At 50.4% G+C, this 16,850-nt stretch carries 12 protein-coding genes and 1 tRNA gene; 6 read left to right on the top strand and 7 right to left on the bottom strand.

Annotated features, from left to right (window positions below; translation table 11 throughout):
• Positions 1 to 97 precede the first annotated feature (97 nt).
• The 5 genes from ACYVC2_RS27420 (at position 98) to ACYVC2_RS27400 (ending at position 5,528) form a co-directional block, all read left to right on the top strand.
• On the top strand, positions 98 to 1,741 hold the full coding sequence (locus tag ACYVC2_RS27420; protein ID WP_461107964.1) for a hypothetical protein: 1,644 nt from the start codon (positions 98 to 100) through the stop codon (positions 1,739 to 1,741).
• 18 nt (positions 1,742 to 1,759) lie between these two features.
• Positions 1,760 to 2,707 (top strand): glycoside hydrolase family protein, encoded by a 948-nt coding sequence (locus ACYVC2_RS27415; protein WP_461107962.1) that lies wholly within the window; start codon positions 1,760 to 1,762, stop codon positions 2,705 to 2,707.
• A gap of 72 nt (positions 2,708 to 2,779) precedes the next feature.
• Positions 2,780 to 3,604 (top strand): hypothetical protein, encoded by an 825-nt coding sequence (locus ACYVC2_RS27410; protein ID WP_461107960.1) that lies wholly within the window; start codon positions 2,780 to 2,782, stop codon positions 3,602 to 3,604.
• 120 nt (positions 3,605 to 3,724) lie between these two features.
• Positions 3,725 to 4,681 carry a glycosyltransferase family 2 protein gene (locus ACYVC2_RS27405; protein WP_461107958.1) on the top strand — a complete coding sequence of 319 codons (957 nt, stop codon included), beginning with the start codon at positions 3,725 to 3,727 and terminating at the stop codon, positions 4,679 to 4,681.
• A 76-nt stretch (positions 4,682 to 4,757) separates the two neighbouring features.
• Positions 4,758 to 5,528 (top strand): glycosyltransferase family 2 protein, encoded by a 771-nt coding sequence (locus ACYVC2_RS27400; protein WP_461107956.1) that lies wholly within the window; start codon positions 4,758 to 4,760, stop codon positions 5,526 to 5,528.
• Positions 5,529 to 5,540: 12 nt separating this feature from the next.
• On the opposite strand, the gene ACYVC2_RS27395 is transcribed toward ACYVC2_RS27400, so the two are convergent.
• Complete coding sequence (locus ACYVC2_RS27395) at positions 5,541 to 5,984, bottom strand: hypothetical protein (protein ID WP_461107954.1); 444 nt, start codon at positions 5,982 to 5,984, stop codon at positions 5,541 to 5,543.
• Between the two features lie 53 nt (positions 5,985 to 6,037).
• Here ACYVC2_RS27395 and ACYVC2_RS27390 point away from each other — a divergent pair, with 53 nt between their 5' ends.
• Positions 6,038 to 7,003, top strand: a complete 966-nt coding sequence (locus ACYVC2_RS27390; RefSeq protein ID WP_461107952.1) for a YheT family hydrolase — start codon at positions 6,038 to 6,040, stop codon at positions 7,001 to 7,003.
• Between the two features lie 9 nt (positions 7,004 to 7,012).
• Here the strand turns inward: ACYVC2_RS27390 and ACYVC2_RS27385 are convergent, their stop codons facing one another.
• The 6 genes from ACYVC2_RS27385 to ACYVC2_RS27360 form a co-directional block, all read right to left on the bottom strand.
• Positions 7,013 to 7,891, bottom strand: a complete 879-nt coding sequence (locus ACYVC2_RS27385) for a MerR family transcriptional regulator (protein WP_461107950.1) — start codon at positions 7,889 to 7,891, stop codon at positions 7,013 to 7,015.
• Positions 7,892 to 8,151: 260 nt separating this feature from the next.
• A tRNA-His gene (locus tag ACYVC2_RS27380) sits at positions 8,152 to 8,227 on the bottom strand.
• 96 nt (positions 8,228 to 8,323) lie between these two features.
• Positions 8,324 to 8,938 carry a superoxide dismutase gene (locus tag ACYVC2_RS27375; protein ID WP_461107948.1) on the bottom strand — a complete coding sequence of 205 codons (615 nt, stop codon included), beginning with the start codon at positions 8,936 to 8,938 and terminating at the stop codon, positions 8,324 to 8,326.
• A 57-nt stretch (positions 8,939 to 8,995) separates the two neighbouring features.
• Entirely contained in the window at positions 8,996 to 9,430 is a 435-nt protein-coding gene (locus tag ACYVC2_RS27370; protein WP_461107946.1) for a nucleoside deaminase, read from the bottom strand.
• A 53-nt stretch (positions 9,431 to 9,483) separates the two neighbouring features.
• Positions 9,484 to 13,368, bottom strand: a complete 3,885-nt coding sequence (locus ACYVC2_RS27365) for an Ig-like domain-containing protein (protein ID WP_461107944.1) — start codon at positions 13,366 to 13,368, stop codon at positions 9,484 to 9,486.
• Positions 13,369 to 13,634: 266 nt separating this feature from the next.
• Positions 13,635 to 16,715, bottom strand: coding sequence for a glycoside hydrolase family 3 N-terminal domain-containing protein (locus tag ACYVC2_RS27360; RefSeq protein ID WP_461107942.1), 3,081 nt, complete (start codon positions 16,713 to 16,715; stop codon positions 13,635 to 13,637).
• Positions 16,716 to 16,850 lie beyond the last annotated feature (135 nt).

Genomic DNA, 16,850 nt, shown 5'->3' with positions numbered 1-16,850 from the left:
ATTACAGGACCAGCCCGGCCGCCATCAGGCATTACGCACTCCTGCTCCCCTGTTATTTTTCGACGTATGGATCAGAAGTATTATTGATAGATCTGCCATGAATTTTTTACAATCTTCCCTTTTCTGGGAAGTAGGAGGATGGCTCGCTTTTCTGATTGTAGGAGGTTTATGCATCAGAGAAGATTTTCTGCATCGGACGTCGCACCGACAGCAAGTCGGACTAGCGTTTTTACTGGTCGGGCTGCTTTGTTTCAATCGCCTGCCTATTCTTTTCATAAACTGGGAGTTAAATCCTGACGAAAGTCAATTGCTTTCGCAGGCGCTTACCCTCCGGCATCATCCTGTTTACTGGAAATACGTCGATGGAGCCACGATGGGGCCACTTAGTTCCTACTACGTGGCCATACCAGGGTATTTTGGCGTGCCACTGAACTACGTAGTGCTTCGCTGGACAGCCTTTTTCTGTCTGTTAGTGAGTGTCGTCAGTGGCTATTTCACACTAGAAAATTTTTTCAACGCGCGCGTTGCCCGGCTGGCTCTTTTACCCGCCATCGCTTTTCTGGCGTTTACCACGGATTTTAATTTCCTGCACGCGACCAACGAGCAACTTTCCTTGGCGCTTACCGGCTTGGCCATCTGGCAATATTCCCGGCTCTGGCGTCGGTCGGCTTTCGATTCGCCCAGTGGCCTATTCTGGTTGAGTTTTCTGAGTAGTCTGGTGCCATTTGCCAAGTTGCAGGGTACACCGACGGTGCTGGTGCTGGTTGTTGCCGCTTTGATCGGGCTAATCAGGCAGTATTCGCGGCTGGCAAAAGCTACATTCTGGCGGGCGTTAATAAGCCTGGCGGTTGGTGGGCTTGTTTTTCCCCTCGGTGTTGTTTTGTTCACTCTGGGCTTCGGCGTATTCTCTGACTTAATTCAATTCTACATCGTCGGAAATTTTGCCTATGGAGCCGAAGCCAGCTTCTGGCATTTCCTGGGGCGCTTCCCCACTTTTGTCGGACGTACCCACGATTTTCTGGTCTTTTTGATTCCTACATTTGGTCTGATAATCAGCTGGATCGTTTGGCGATCACGGTTAGAAAAGGGCTCCAGTCTTCTGGTTTTTATACTTGCATTGTTAATCGCCAGCGGGTACGCTGTCATTAAGCCCGGTAATGAGTTTACGCATTATCTGCTTTACCTGATGTTTCCCGTCTGTCTGCTGAATGCCTGGCTGATTAATCATTTTCGGGCACCGCTTCATACCGTACTCTGGGTAATGCTTGTTGTGGTCTCTGTTGGAATAAACACGTTCATTTCTTCCCGAAAGGAGAAAACCGATGACTATAGTGCGTATCGGAAAGCCCCCTTCGCCTTTCGCCATTTTCATTTATCGCCAACCGCACTGGCCGTTCGGAAGTTTGCTCAGGCGGGCGAAGATCTGGTGGTATGGGGCTGGGCTCCGCAATACAATGTGCAGACTCAAATGCCGCAGGGTGTTTGTGACAACCACACAATTCGTTGCGTGATGGGGTCTAATCAGCCGGTACACCGGGCTCGTTATATCCGGAATATTCAGGCATCCCGCCCGCCGGTCTTTATCGATGCTGTCGGACCAAGTTCGAGCTGGCTTTACGACCGTGCTACCTATGGGTATGAGACGTTTCCGGAGCTGAAAGCCTTTGTCGATGCCAATTATCGCCTGGTTGGTGAGTTCGAAAAGAACCGTGTATTCGTGCGGACTGACCGCCTGAACTAGCTAATTACCTTAAACCGTATGTGGACAAAAAAAGGACTCATTTATAAACCCGATGGCTCACAGTCGTTCAGCCGTACGCATGCGCAGGTGCCCTTTGGGTATCCGCTGGAAGATAAGCTTCGGGTGTATTTCTCTACTCGTGATGAGAGTATTTCATCGGCGGTTTCTTTCGTCGAGCTAAATCCCAAAAATTTATCCGAAGTAATATACGTACACGACAAGGCCTGCCTGAGTAAAGGCGCCGTCGGTATGTTCGACGAAGCGGGTACGATGCCATCGTGGTTTTTGCCCGTAGGCGACGAGATCTGGCTTTATTATACAGGTTGGAACAAGAGCGAAACCGCCAGTTATCGCCTGGGTATCGGTCTGGCCATCAGCCGCGACGGTGGCCTGACTTTCGAACGGAAATATACGGGACCGTTGCTCGACCGGTCGATTTATGATCAGGTATGGGTAGCTCAGCCCTGTGTGATCCGTGAAGAACAACCCGATGGCTCAATATGCTGGCGGATGTGGTATCTGTCCTGCACGAAAATAGAAGTAATCAATGGTCATCCGGAGCCTTTCTATGACGTTAAATACGCCGAATCGACCGATGGGATTAACTGGGAACGGACCGGCCACGTTTGTGTCGGTTATGACGAATTTACGGATGCCATCGGGCGGCCGACGGTTTATAAAGACGGGAATTTGTACAAAATGTATTTTTCGTATCGCAACGCGACGAATTACCGAACGGACGTACAACGTAGTTATCGGATCGGGTATGCCGAATCGGTCGATGGAATCAACTGGGTGCGTAAGGATGAGCTGGCGGGCATCGAGCGATCAGCAGATGGCTGGGATTCACTGATGATGGATTACTGCCACATTTTTCCTTACCAGAATCAGTGGGTCATGTTTTATAACGGAAATGGTTTTGGAGCTTCCGGATTTGGGTATGCTACCCAGCCGTTTGCTGACTAAAATCAGGTTGTCGGAATTTGGATTTTACATAGACAGCCGCCTATTTTGTACTAAATCAGTACGCGAAACACGATGAAAGAAGTAGCAAAATACCTGATAAAAGTTGAGGCCGAACTCAAAGACGGTCAGATCGTTCCCGAAATTCCATACGAAGAAGTGATGCGGTTGGTGAACGAACCCAATATCGTGATCATTAAAACGGGTATTCCGGAGAGTACGCTTCGGAACATTATCGATACAACCCGCGCCTGGGCCGACAAAACGCCACTGGCCGAAGGCCCCGATACCTTCGACAACAACCAGCACAAGCAGCGGCTGCATATCGCCAAAATTCAGAAAGCCCCTCAGTTATTTCACGATCATACCTTCGACGCCATCCTCGACCTCGATGAGCCAACCCGCCAGTCGTTGCTGAATGTCTTCGATCCAATGCGTCGGTTCTGGAATAACCTGACGGGTAATCAGGAAGAATACGGGATTCGGAAAGGCCAGCCTTATTTTCATCCGCAGGTGACCCATTATCCTTTGGGAGGGAGCTTTTTCGGACGCCACTGGCACCCGCTCAATCCGCAGAAAGTAGGAACGATTCTGGCCCTCAACCAGTATGGTAAAGATTACAACTCAGGCGGTACGGGCTATGTGATCAATGACCATATCGTCGAAACAGAAGGTTTTCAGGATATCGGCGACATGATTTTGTTCCGTTACGATCTGCCGCACTGGGTAAGTCCGTCGAGTTTTGCAGATCGCTTCAGTTGGGACGATCCGGCCGGGCGCTGGGTCGCTATTCTGCCGTTTTATGATCCCTGGGGGACGCCAGCCGAAAAAGATGAACCGCAAGGCTGGAAAACCCAGATTCAGTCTGCCAAAAATGCGTCGTCTGCCGCTGCCGTTTAGTCAGAAAATTACCCACAAATTCACCAGAACAGGCGTCTGGTCTTATCTTTGTGTCGCTAACCAAGAGACCCGGTCTTCACGCCCCGCACGTTGCGTTCAGACCGGGTTTATTTTTCGGGTATGATCAAAGTCAGTGTTCTGATTATTACGTACAACCAGCATAAATTCATTCGTAAGGCGATCGATAGTGCGCTCATGCAGCAGACGACCTTCCCGATCGAGATTTTAGTTGGCGATGACTTTTCGAGTGATGGTACGCGGGAGATCATTCAGGAGTATGAACAAAAGCATCCTGGCCTGGTAATTGGCGTGTTGCATCCGCGCAACATGGGTAAAAACGGGGGAATCAATTTTCTGGAAACCCTCAAACTGGCTAAGGGCGAGTATTATGCATTGATGGATGGCGATGACTACTGGACAGACCCGCTGAAGCTCCAGAAGCAGAGTGATTTTTTAGATACCCATCCCGATTATTCGACAGTATTCAGCAATGCGCTTATTACATACGAAGATGGCGCTCCTTCGCACCTGCTGAACGGCCCCGATATGAAACCTTTCTACACCGTCGATGATCTGATCGGTGAAAGCGAAATCTGGTTCATGGCTACGTCGAGTACGTTATACAGAAATAACATCAAAGAGTATCCTGCCTGGTTCCGGGAATCGTCGAGTGGCGATATTCCGCGGCTGATCCTGAAAGCGAAGCTCGGAAAAATTGGCTATATTCCAGATGTAATGTCGGTGTATCGGAAAAACCGGGCGGGTGCCAGCTTTCATGATAATGAGAAAGACGAAACGTTTTTACGAAATCGTATCCGAATGTACAGCGACATCAATCGTGAGCTGGACTATCAGTACGATGCCTTACTGCGTCGGAACATTGCCCGGTATTATCGGATGATGCTCGATGCTAAACAGTATGAGGGCAGTTATTTCCGGCGAGTGCGATTGGCCCTCAAATATCTTTACTTAGGAAAGCCAGGCTGGGAAAAAACAAAAGATATCATTCGGGATTACATCGTGCCGGGACCAGTCGCGAAATTGTATAGCACGCTCCGGCTTCTACCGCATCGCTGAGAAAATGTATTAAATTGGAAGTACCTTTTATTAGATAAATCACCGTCTGAAAAATGGACTAACAAGAGTATCGTCTATGAAATTAAGCGTAGTTATTCCGGCCTATAATGAAGAGGAGTCACTGCCACCCACGCTCCGGTCTTTGTATCAGACACTGGCCAAACATAGTATTCCACACGAAATATGCGTAACGAACGATAACTCCAAAGACAACACGCTGCGGGTGCTGGAGCAGTTGGCGGCTACCGAAATACCGACGCTGGTTTGTTACACCAACCTTGGCCCGAATGGGTTCGGCTACGCTGTCCGCTACGGGCTGGAGCGGTTCACGGGCGATTGTGTGGCCGTATTCATGGCCGACTTATCCGATGATCCTGAAGATCTGGTGAAGTTTTATATGAAGATGCTCGAAACCGACGTCGATGCCGTTTTCGGGTCCAGATGGGGAAAAGACGGAAAAGTGATCGATTATCCAGCGCTTAAAAAATTCATCAATCGCGTCGCCAATTTCATTGTACGCGTGGTGATGGGCATTAAATACAACGATACGACCAATGCCTTCAAGCTCTATAAACGGGAAACCATCGAAGGAATTAAGCCCTTTTTGTCACCTCACTTCAATTTGACCGTTGAATTACCACTGAAAGCAATTGTTCGGGGATACAGTTACGCTGTGGTGCCCAATAGCTGGACCAATCGGAAATACGGTGAATCGAAACTGAAGATCAAAGAGATGGGAAGCCGCTATTTTTTCATTCTGCTGTACTGCCTGATCGAAAAGTACTTTGCTCAGGGTGACTATCATAAGAAGCCGGTCTCGTCTGCTGGACAGACCGTGAGCCGGTAAAACACGGCTGTACTACGCGAATATGCCTTTCAGCCCCGGAATCTGGTAGATCGCCAGCGTTTGTATCATAGCCCAGGAAACTCCGCTGATGAGCATGTAAAGCAGAAGCGGTCCTCGTTTTACACCGAACGAAATAGCCAGTACGGTTCCTCCGATAGGCGTCAGAATCACGGGCGTGAGCAAAGCGATGCCTGCCAAACCAAACCGTTGCCAAATGCGTATTGCCAGACGGGTTCGTCTTGTGAAGCGTTTAGGCGTCCGGGGCCAGTACTGCTGAAGCAGTGCCTGAATTGCTGTTCCGATATACGAAATAATAAGTACGCTTAGCATCATGCCCATGGTTGTACAGATGGCCGTTTCCAGCCAGGTTAGCCCTAGTGCAGCACCCGAAAGCGGACCGCCAATAAACTTAATCGTACTGGCAATAAGAACGGATAAATATTTCGTGAAGAGCATGGCGGTGGTGTATCCTGAAACAACGCCGTAAAAGTATCCGTTGTTTGATTAATATGCCGCTCATTCGTTCTGCTTATTCAGGTCCACCAACTTACCAGTTCAACGGACATCTGCAAACAATTATTCCCAGCCTGATCCGTAAAGTCGTTGGCGTAACCTACGAACGAGAGCGCTTGACGCTTTCGGACGGTGATTTTATTGATCTGGACTGGATCGAAGCTGGGCGAAGCCGCCTGGTAATACTGACGCATGGCCTCGAAGGCGATAGTAATCGGCAGTATATCCGTGGAACGGCTAAACTGTTTGCTCAACATGAATACGATGTACTGGCCTGGAATTGCCGCTCATGCAGTGGCGAAATGAACCAGGCATTCCGGCTGTATAACCACGGGGAAATAGGCGATTTGGGTGAAGTCATTCAGCATGCGTTACAAACAAAGGATTATCATGAAGTTGTCCTGGTCGGTTACAGCATGGGCGGTAACATTACCCTTAAATACCTCGGTGTTCATGGAAAATCGATTCCTGACGTGATTAAAAGCGGTATTGCCATTTCTTCCCCGACGGACTTGGGAGCTAGTGCCAGGCTGCTGGACTGGCCATCGAACCGTTTTTATCGCGACCGATTTATGAAAAAACTGGTCGTTAAGCTGAACCAGAAAGCCGAGCGGTTTCCCGGCCGATTGGATATGACCCGATTGCAGGAGGTAAAACAGTGGCGGGATTTTGACGAATTTTTCTCCGCTCCAGTCAACAGTTACCGTAACGCCGACGACTTTTATACCCAGGCCTCAGCTGTCAACTTTATGGCCGATACTGCCGTACCGACGCTGTTGCTGAATGCTCAGAACGATCCGCTGCTATCGCCCGAATGTTCGCCGGAATGGATGGCAGAAAAACACCCGTACGTTTTTCTGGAAACGCCCCGCAATGGTGGTCATGTAGGCTTTCAAAAAGCAGGGGATATACATACGTATGCCGAACGGCGAGCCCTGGCGTTTGCGCAACACATGCACTGATGGCCAGAATTACCGGCTCGCTACCTGTATCAGATCGCTAATCTGATTGATAATCATGGCGTTATCCGGAATAATAATGTCCTGTCCGATTACCTGATAACCCGTCAGCAGTAGGTGTGCTTCCGGAAAAGTCTTTGCCAGCCGATTGACATACGGCTGCACTTCATGATTGGCCGGAACAGTCGTCAAGGCAGTAAAAATGTAGTCTGGCCGACATTTTTTGTAAACGAATACCAGCTCATCGAAAGGCAGGCTCTGACCTAGATAAATAACCTTGTTTGATCGCGCCCGCAGCACAAAATGGGCAAATAGCAAATTGATTTCATGAAACTCTCCTTCGGGTAAGAACAGTACGAATGTCTTGCTGTTTGGCCCTGGCTTGGCGGCCTGACTATCGATGGCCGAGATCAGCTTCTGCCGAATTAGATTGGTAATAAAATGCTCCTGCGCCGATCCGATCGATCCTGTCAGCCATAATACGCCAATACGGCTCAGGAACGGATAAATGATGCTAACGATCGTTGTTTCGAAGCCGAACTGAGCCACGTTGGTGCTGACAATCTGCTCAAAGCGCTCTTCATTCATATCGATCATAGCAAGTGTTAATGCCTGAATCTGATCGGTATAATTGAGTGGCTTGGCAGAAATTTTCAATACCTCTTCGCTCATATCCTCCGGGGTCAATCGGGCTATTTCCGAAATTTTATACCCGTGGTCTTTGAGCAATGAAATATTTAGCACGAGCTTCAGATCATGATCATCATACGTGCGAATGTTTGTGTCCGTACGCCTGGGAGCAATAATGTCGTAGCGTTGTTCCCATATTCGTAAGGTATGCGCCTTAATACCCGAAAGCTGTTCCAGGTCTTTGATCGAATAACTACTCATAAAAACGGTTGCTGCAAATAATCAATACATTTCAGAGCCTGACTGCCAGCGGTCTGACAGACAATTCTCCGAACTCAGGCAGGGTTATAGGCTAGGGAGAATTGATATATGAAGAACCGGAAATTTGAAATTTTGTTTAAGCTTTTCTATAAAATCATCAACAAGAAATATGAGCTATTCAAACTAGCTTGGTAACTAATTAAGGAGGAAATCAGAAGCGTATAAAATAAAAAAGCCCTGACTTAGCAGGGCTTTTCTCTGGGTGAAAGACGGGGCTCGAACCCGCGACCTTCGGAACCACAATCCGACGCTCTAACCGACTGAGCTACAATCACCGTTTTAGGATGGCAAAAGTAAGCATTTATTGATAATGTACAATGAACAATAGGCCAAAAGATTTATTATTCACTGTACACTATCAATCTTACGAGACTAGGCTTGTTTAGCCTGCTGGTACCGCTTTTCAGCTGCATTCCAGTCGACGACGTTAAAATAGGCAGCAATATAGTCGGGGCGACGGTTTTGGTATTTCAGGTAATAGGCATGTTCCCAGACGTCGAGACCGATGATTGGAAAGCCTTTCACTTCGGCGATATCCATAAGTGGATTGTCCTGATTCGGTGAAGACGTAATGGCTAGCTCACCGTCGGGGCTTAAAATCAACCAGGCCCAACCCGAACCAAATCGAGTCGTGGCTGCTTTAGTGAATTCTTCTTTGAACGCATCAAAAGAACCGAACTTCTGGTTGATGGCATCTGCCAAAGCGCCCGTAGGCTGGCCACCACCACTACCCGAAATTGTGTTCCAGAATAAGGTGTGATTATAATGACCACCTCCGTTATTGCGAACAGCTATTGGAGCCTGGCTTACGCCGGCCAGCAGGTCTTCAATGGATTTATTCTCCAGGTCGGTTCCCGCAATGGCGTTGTTCAGGTTTGTCACGTAAGCGTTGTGGTGCTTACCGTGGTGAATTTCCATCGTCTGCTTGTCGATATTCGGCTCAAGTGAATCGCTTGGATAGGGAAGAGGGTCTAATACAAAAGCCATCTTATTGTTTTGTTAAAATGAATGATTATTCGCTTGGGTTAACAAGGCGACAGGAAATTATGTTCTTAAGCGCTTAAAAAACTTCGTCAGCAGCAGTTCACTGTCTTCAGCAAGAACGCCTGTTTCCAGTCGGGTTTTTGGATGCAAAATGGCTGGTTGAACGCGGCTATACCCGCGTTTCGGGTCACTGGCACCAATAACCAGCCGACCGAGTTGCGCCCAGAACAACGCACCTGCGCACATGACGCAGGGTTCCAGAGTGACATACATGGTGCAGTCCGTTAAATACTTACCACCAAGGTACTCACTGGCGGCCGTAATGGCCATCAACTCCGCGTGAGCTGTTACGTCGGTTAGTTGCTCGGTTTGGTTGCGGGCTTTTGCAATGAGCCGGTTCCGACAGACCACGACAGCCCCAACCGGTATCTCGCCATCATCACCCGCTTCCTCTGCCAAACCGAGCGCAATATCCATAAAATATTCGTCAGGCATAGATCAGCAGTCGTACCTCGATGGGTAAAAGTACCATCGGGGTACGGCCGGTTTTATTGTTTGAGTATTTTACGGACTGTCTGTCGGTCGCCCACCTGAATGCGTAGTAAGTAAAGGCCATTCGGTTGGGCAGCCACATCCAGTTCATACGTTTTGTTGCGTGTTGTCGCCGACATTATCGGTCGGCCACTCATGTCTGTCAAAGACAGAATTGCTGGAGTGCGGGAAAGCGGCAGATCGAGCTCAATGGTCAGCAGCGAGGTGGCTGGAACGGGATACGTTTTTACCAATAGGTCGAGTGGATCGTCTACCGCAAGTAGCGGTACGACCGTAACCGTTGCCGAGCCCGACCCCGGAACGGTACCGCAGCCGTTGCTAACGCTAACCAGCTGATACGTCGTAGTCCGAGTGGGGCGCACTTCGGCTAAATACGGACTGGCCGTTACGGTGGCCGAATAACTACGTACGCTGTCGGCGTAAACTACAGTCCATGGGCTGTCGCCCCCAAGCGTGAGCGTCAGATTGGCTGGATAGCCCACATAAATATTCTGGTTCCCTGTCAGGCTAGCCGAAGGCTGCGGACGCACTGTAAGCACGCTCGGACTGTTACTGCCCGTAATCGCAATTTCTGGGTTATCGGCTTTCACACGGACGTAATATTGACCGCCTACCAGTGTCATCGGCAACGGAGCCGTCACAGGCGAGGCCGTAGCGGTTGCCGAAACGGCGTATTTCTTAGTCGTGTCAGCCGTGCTGACCAGCTCGATGCTGAATAAATTTCCCTGATTGAATTCGCCGGTGGTTGTGAAAGGAACACTAATCGATGTTCCGGCGCATAAAGTCGATGAGGTCAGCGCGCTGGTCGTAACGGTTGGAACCCGTACGGTAATCGTTGCCGTGGCCGGATTGCCTGGCAGGCCGACACCGCAACTATTTTTGACGCTGATTACCTGATAGGTCGTCGTAGCGCGAGGAAGTATCGAGATAGTCGTATCTGGCCGGTTGACTACCCCAGCGTACCCACCCGTGAGTGTATAGCTGTAAGGAGCCGAACTGGTAAACTTCAGTTGCATAGGTACCCGTTGCCCCAGATTGACGTTTGTGGTAGCCGGAATCAGCGACAGCGTTGGCAGCGCATTGACAAGTACTTTGATGATAGCCCGCTCACTGTAGCAACCATTCTGACCAACCTGATACACGTAGAACGGATCGCCATCCGGCTTAATGCTCGTATTCAGGGTATAAGGGGTCGGGGCCTGATTCGTCACGTTGTTATAAGGGTCGACCCAGCGCAGGCTACCACCGGTTTCAGCCGTGGCTTCCAGCGGAACGGCCTTGTCGTTGATACAATACGTAACGAGTGTTTTAGCAACTGTGGGTGAAGCGGTTGTCCCTACGGTTACAAGAAGAGTGTTTTTTCCCCCTTCACAGCCGTTGTATGTCTGGCTGACGGTATAAGACTGGACACCAACCGAATTGATCGAAGGCGTTGGCGCAACCGTTGTGTAACTACCATCTGTTCGGTACCATTTCAGTTCGGTTCCAAAGGCAGTCAAAGGCTGCACATTCTGTGCTGGCTGATCTGTCGTAGGCAGACAGTAATTCAGGTTCGTTACTCCCGGTGGTTGCGGCAGCGGCTTGATCGTAACCGTCAGGGTAGCTCTAGGCCCTTCGCAACTTTCGACGGTTTGCGACACTTTGAAAATCTGATCACCTACCGCTCCGGTACCAGGCGTTGGAGCGCCACCGAGCAGATTGTCCGACGCATCATACCACTTTATATTTTGACCGTTTGCTGTCAATGGAGAAGAAGGTCCATTATTACAGAAACCTATGGCCGCTACACCCGGTGCTGAAGGGAGTGCTTTCACCCGTACGCTTAGGCTAGTCCGCCCGCCCTCGCATCCATTCAGTGTCTGGCTGACGTAATACAGCGTTGTTCCCGGAGTAGTGTTGGAAGGTATCGGGGCCGTAGCAGAGGCTGTTCCACCCGTTTGGCTAGTACCGTACCAGTTAGGCGTAGCACCAGAAACTAAAGTAGCCGCTAAAACAGGTGGATTCGATCCCTGACAAAATTCAACGGCCGACACACTTGGAGCACCCGGTGTTGGCTTAACCGTTACGGCAATTCCGATACGTGCACTCTCACAGCCGTTGACGGTCTGCGTAACATAATAGTTGATTGTGCCGGGAGTACTCGTGCTGGGTATCGTAGGCGTAGGCGAAGATGTACCGCCTGTCGCATTGGGGCCATACCAGAGTAGCCCCGTCCCAGTCGCTGAAAGTGAAGTTGCGCCTGTTCCCTGACAGTATGGAGCAGGTGTAATGCCTACAGGAGCAGCGGGCAGCGGTTTAATGGTGACAGTCAGTGTCGCTTTAGCTCCTTCACAGCTTTCGACGGTTTGAGACACTTTGAAGATTTGATCACCAACTGTACCAGTGTTTGGGGTTGGCGTACCACTCAACAGGTTGTCCGACGCATCGTACCACTTCAGGCCCGAACCGTTGGCTGTGAGTTGTGCCGATGGACCGTTATTACAAAAACTAATGGCGGTTACGCCCGGAGCGGCTGGAAGTGCTTTTACGCGTACACTTAGGCTAGCCCGATCGCTTTCGCAACCGTCTAAGATTTGGCTGACGTAATACAGCGTTGTTCCGGCGGTGGCATTGGACGGGGTAGGCGCTGTAGCGGAAGCTGTTCCGCCTGTTGCATTCGTCCCGTACCAGTTCGGTGTTGCACTGGCTACCACACTAGCGGTCAGAGTGGGGGGCGTTGCGCCCTGACAAAACTCAACTCCTGCCGTACCCGGTACGCTGGGCTTTGGCTTTACTGTTACAGCAATAGCGGCTCGGGGACTTTCACAACCATTTACCGTTTGCGTAACATAATAGGTTGTCGTACCTGCTGCTCCTGTACCAGGCACCGTTGGAGCGGATGAAGGGGTTCCGCCCGTTGCATTAGGACCATACCAGAGAAGTCCGGTTCCGGTAGCTGAAAGGGCAGCTGCTCCTGTCCCCTGACAATATGGAGCGGGTGTGTTGCCAACAGGGGCGGCCGGGAGGCTCGTTACCGTTACTGCTATGCTGGTCCGTGGGCCTTCGCAGCCGTTTACAGACTGACTGACATAATACAGGGTTGTTCCAGGGGTAGTTGCTACAGGCGTTGGAGCCGTCGCTGAAGGCGTACCACCGGTTGCGCTGGTGCCGTACCAGTTGAGTACGGCTCCGGGTGCAGGAGTAGCTGATAAGGGACCGGATGTACTATTTTGACAGAGCGTTAAAGAGGACACACCTGGTGAGCCTGGCTTTGAGTTAACGGTTACCGGAATAGAAGCTCTTGAACTCTCACAATTGTTTATTGTCTGGCTCACATAGTACGTAAATACACCTGCCTGGCTAGTGCTTGGCGTCGGAGCTGTAGGAGAGGCTGTTCCGCCGGTTTGGTTAAGGCCATACCAATTAAGCGTACCGCCTGTTGAAGCTGTCGCTATTAAAGCTGAGGCCACATCATTCTGGCAATAAGGCGACGGAGTGGTTACGGAGGGAGGGGTAGCTGCGCTAATTGTCAGCGTCGCTGCACTGGTACTACCGACTTTGGCGGGATTATCCGAAACGACCCGAATCTTGTAGGTGCCCACGGGTATGGCGGCTAGAACAGTAGCGCTGATTGAACCGGCAACGGCGCTTTTAAGCGTACCGATGACCGGCGGAGTAGCGGCAAAGGTACCCGTCGCATCCGATAGCTCGGCCGCAAAGGTATTGCTGGTTGAAAAGGTACCAGTTATCGTAAAGGGGATCGTAACTGTTCCTCCTGCCCCCGAGCAGAGGCTGTTGGGCGTAAACGAACCGGTTGTAATGGTCTGCGCCAGACTGTAGGTACTGAGGCTGATACTAACTAACCAGATAACTAAGAAAGAGTAAAAGTTACGTCCATTCATATAGTTAAGCAATGAAATAATTACAGGCTTAAAGTTAACTCATTTATAGATCATCTTAAGAAAGTGAAAGGCTTCAGACGATAAGGTAAAGCTATATTCATGATTATTTCTCTTATAAAGCGCTGATAAACAGCTATCTAACTGGTTATAAAGACTTTTGCGCATAAAAAGAAACCAGCCTGGCCGAACAGAAAAAAGCCACCGCATTTAAGTGGTGGCTTTCAATAGTTTACTGAAGTATACGAGTGCCGTTGTCAACACAACTCTTACTGTTGAATGGCGCTATAGATCAACTCATGAATTCGTCGGCGAAGCTTTGTGGTGTTGATGGAGTTATTACCCGCGGTGGGGTAGATGCGATTAGACAGAAACACAAACACCAACTCCTCATCCGGATCTACCCAAACGACATTACCCGTAAACCCAGTGTGACCAAACGAACGGGGCGAAGCCTGCTGAGCCATGTATACACTGCTGGTACTTTCCGGATTGGGTTTGTCCCAGCCCAGCGACCGGTGACTACGATTACTGAGCGTTTGGGTAAAATAAGGCACCGTCATTGGGCTCAGAATCCGTTGATCGCCGTAAACGCCTTTCTGCAGGTTCATTTGCAGTAAGGTCGCAATGTCATGGGCGTTTCCAAACAAACCGGCATGGCCCGATACTCCTCCCTGGACAGCCGCCATCTGGTCATGTACCGTGCCTACCAACAACTGATTGCGGTAATACGTATCCTGTTCGGTAGGCGCGCATTGTGGATGCGGAAGCCGTTGCAAAGGGGTAAAACCCAGTTGGTGAAGACCAAGCGGCTTATATACGTTCTCTGTGACAAATTTGTCCAGAGGCTCTTTGCTCACGCGCTCGACAATTTTTTGCAGCGTCAGGAAGTTCAGATCACTATAGACGTAAGCCGGTTTCCCACTTTCGTCGGTCTTCCTCGACATAGGCGAATGAACGACCCATTTCCAGACAGAATCTTTCAGGGCCGGAACTCCCCAGAGCGTCGGAGCAATCTGAAGCGTATGCAGGCTATCGTGGGTGGCTGAATAATACTCGGCTTTTAATCCACCACCGGGTAGCCGGGTCCGATCCCAGGTCGATGGGTAATACGAAACCATACCCGACTGGTGCCAGAGAAGATCCTGAAGCGTAATATTCTGTTTATTGGTATTGCGCAATTCGGGCAGATAGAACGATGCTTTCTGCATCAGATCGATCTGCTTACGGTCGTAGAGCACCATGACCGACTGCAAAGTTGCCAGCACTTTTGTCAGCGAAGCCAAGTCGTAGAGCGTTTCGTCCGTCACTTTTTCGGCACCGGGTGCGTATGTCAGGGCCCCGAAGTTTTTAGAGTACACGATCTTGCCTTTGCGCGCCACCAGAACCTCACAACCGGGCACTACGTGGTTTTTGACAGCGCCCTGCACGATCGCGTCGATCTGATTCAGAACCGCCGATTTCATGCCGACACTTTCCGGAGCACCAGCCGACAGCCGACCTTCGGGATTGACGGTTAAACCAGTTCCTACTTTCAGATCACCCGTCGAAATAGGCAGCATGCCGCGAGCACCCAGGCCGCCGAACAGTATTTGTGGTACGACCCGCTGCATATCGTCGAGTTCCTGATAGGCGCATACCAGCGCATCGGCACTCGTAAACTGAGTCAGGCTATATGGCGACCCGAAAGCCGTAACGATTACCTTCATCCCTCGCTGTTTCATGCGGCTGATCAGATCCAGTGAAGGCTTGGTAATGCCGTATTTCCGGGCGGCCGACTCGCTCATGCGATGGAAGCTCACAACGACCGTGTTGGCATCTCCAACCTGGGCCATAATGTTGGCCACATCGATCTCCGAAGCGGGTTTCTCCGTCACCGCAACGGTCTGAAAAGGCGCATATTGATTCAGGGTTTTCTGAAAAACATTGCCCAGCTCGGCTCCGATGGCTACGGAAGCCAGTCGGAGGGTATCTAAACGATTGAAGGGCAGGAGGTTATTTTGGTTGTCGGCTACCGTAACAGACTGTTCACAAAGCTCCTGCTTCAGCAACTTCGCTTCGGTTGAGTTTAGGTCGCCCGCCAGCCCATTGAGCTCGATCGGCTTGTATTTGCTTAGGCCTGCCCAGTATTTGGCCCGCAGAATTTTCTTGACTTTTTCGTCGATAAACTCCTGCGATATCGTCCCCTGCTGAATGGCATTCAGAATGTTGGTCGTAGCTTCACGAACGTTTTCCGGGTAGAGAAGAATATCGTTTCCCGCCATCAGGGCCCGTAGGTTGACGTCCATCTGTTTGGGCGATCGGCTGATACCGGCCATGTTCAGGGCGTCGGTGAAGACCAGCCCCCGGAAGCCCAGCTCTTTCTTGAGCAACTCGGTGACGATTTTTTCGGAAAGAGTAGCTGCCAGCGCGGGGGTATTATCCATCACCGGAACGTGCAGGTGGCCCGTAACAACCCCCATCAGGCTGTCGGCAATGAGTTTCCGAAACGGATACAAATCAATTTCGCGCATCTGTTCCGACGAACGGCTGATGGTCGGTAGGGTATGGTGAGAATCGGCATTCGTGTCGCCGTGACCAGGAAAATGCTTGGCTGTGGCGATGACGTGTGTTTGCTGTAGCCCGCGCATATAAGCCGACGCTTTCAGGGCTACGTTCTCTTTCGATTCGCCGAAGGACCGTACACCGATGACCGGATTGGCGGGGTTGCTGTTGATATCCGAAACAGGGGCAAAGTTGATGTGAATACCCAGTCGCTGACATTGCCGACCGATTTCAGCACCCATTCGATAGATCACCTCGTTGTCTCGAATAGCCCCCAGCGCCATTTGCTTCGGGAAATCCATCGCACTGTCCAGGCGCATTCCCAGTCCCCATTCGCCGTCGATACCGATTAGCAGTGGAACTTTCGATTCAGCCTGGTACCGGTTGGTCAGGATGGCCTGCCGATAGGGGCCTCCCTGAAAGAAAATCAGCCCACCAATGTGATTGGTCTGAATCAGATGGTCGATGTACTGGTAATGGTTCTCGTGGCGATTGGAGAACGTCGCTACCATAAAGAACTGGCCGATTTTCTGCTCGGCCGTCAGTGTCTGAAAAACACTGTCGACCCACTGACGGCCGCTATCGGGCAGGTTAAACACCTCGACAGGCTGTGCGGCCGGGCCGAACTTATAAGATTCGATGGCAACTGGACGAGCTTCTACCCGCTTGATTTTTGCCCGATGAGCCGCTTTATGAGAAAGCCGGGCCCACATGTTGCGGCCTGGTTTCATCAGGCCGAACGCAGTTAACAAACTGACGAACAGTAGTCCGACAAGCAAAATGGGTCGTACGACGGTGTTCCGCATGGGCACTCGGTAAGTAATGGTTACGGTTCGCTACCAGCAGTGATTTTGGGCTAAACCATAAAAATAGATAAAGCCGGTCTAAATCAATAGCGAATCATTGAATTATCTAAATTTTTAACGAAATAATGTAGCTAA

This window comes from Spirosoma koreense (assembly GCF_054777875.1).
The sequence above is the reverse complement of the archived record's forward strand: the minus strand, read 5'-3'. Positions and strand labels throughout refer to the sequence as shown.

Coding starts and splice junctions, on each gene's coding strand:
- ACYVC2_RS27390 (WP_461107952.1), top strand. CDS start 6,038: ATGCCGCTCATTCGTTCTGCTTATTCAGGTCCACCAACTTACCAGTTC.
- ACYVC2_RS27370 (WP_461107946.1), bottom strand. CDS start 9,430: ATGCCTGACGAATATTTTATGGATATTGCGCTCGGTTTGGCAGAGGAA.
- ACYVC2_RS27375 (WP_461107948.1), bottom strand. CDS start 8,938: ATGGCTTTTGTATTAGACCCTCTTCCCTATCCAAGCGATTCACTTGAG.
- ACYVC2_RS27385 (WP_461107950.1), bottom strand. CDS start 7,891: ATGAGTAGTTATTCGATCAAAGACCTGGAACAGCTTTCGGGTATTAAG.
- ACYVC2_RS27365 (WP_461107944.1), bottom strand. CDS start 13,368: ATGAATGGACGTAACTTTTACTCTTTCTTAGTTATCTGGTTAGTTAGT.
- ACYVC2_RS27395 (WP_461107954.1), bottom strand. CDS start 5,984: ATGCTCTTCACGAAATATTTATCCGTTCTTATTGCCAGTACGATTAAG.
- ACYVC2_RS27415 (WP_461107962.1), top strand. CDS start 1,760: ATGTGGACAAAAAAAGGACTCATTTATAAACCCGATGGCTCACAGTCG.
- ACYVC2_RS27400 (WP_461107956.1), top strand. CDS start 4,758: ATGAAATTAAGCGTAGTTATTCCGGCCTATAATGAAGAGGAGTCACTG.
- ACYVC2_RS27410 (WP_461107960.1), top strand. CDS start 2,780: ATGAAAGAAGTAGCAAAATACCTGATAAAAGTTGAGGCCGAACTCAAA.
- ACYVC2_RS27360 (WP_461107942.1), bottom strand. CDS start 16,715: ATGCGGAACACCGTCGTACGACCCATTTTGCTTGTCGGACTACTGTTC.
- ACYVC2_RS27420 (WP_461107964.1), top strand. CDS start 98: ATGAATTTTTTACAATCTTCCCTTTTCTGGGAAGTAGGAGGATGGCTC.
- ACYVC2_RS27405 (WP_461107958.1), top strand. CDS start 3,725: ATGATCAAAGTCAGTGTTCTGATTATTACGTACAACCAGCATAAATTC.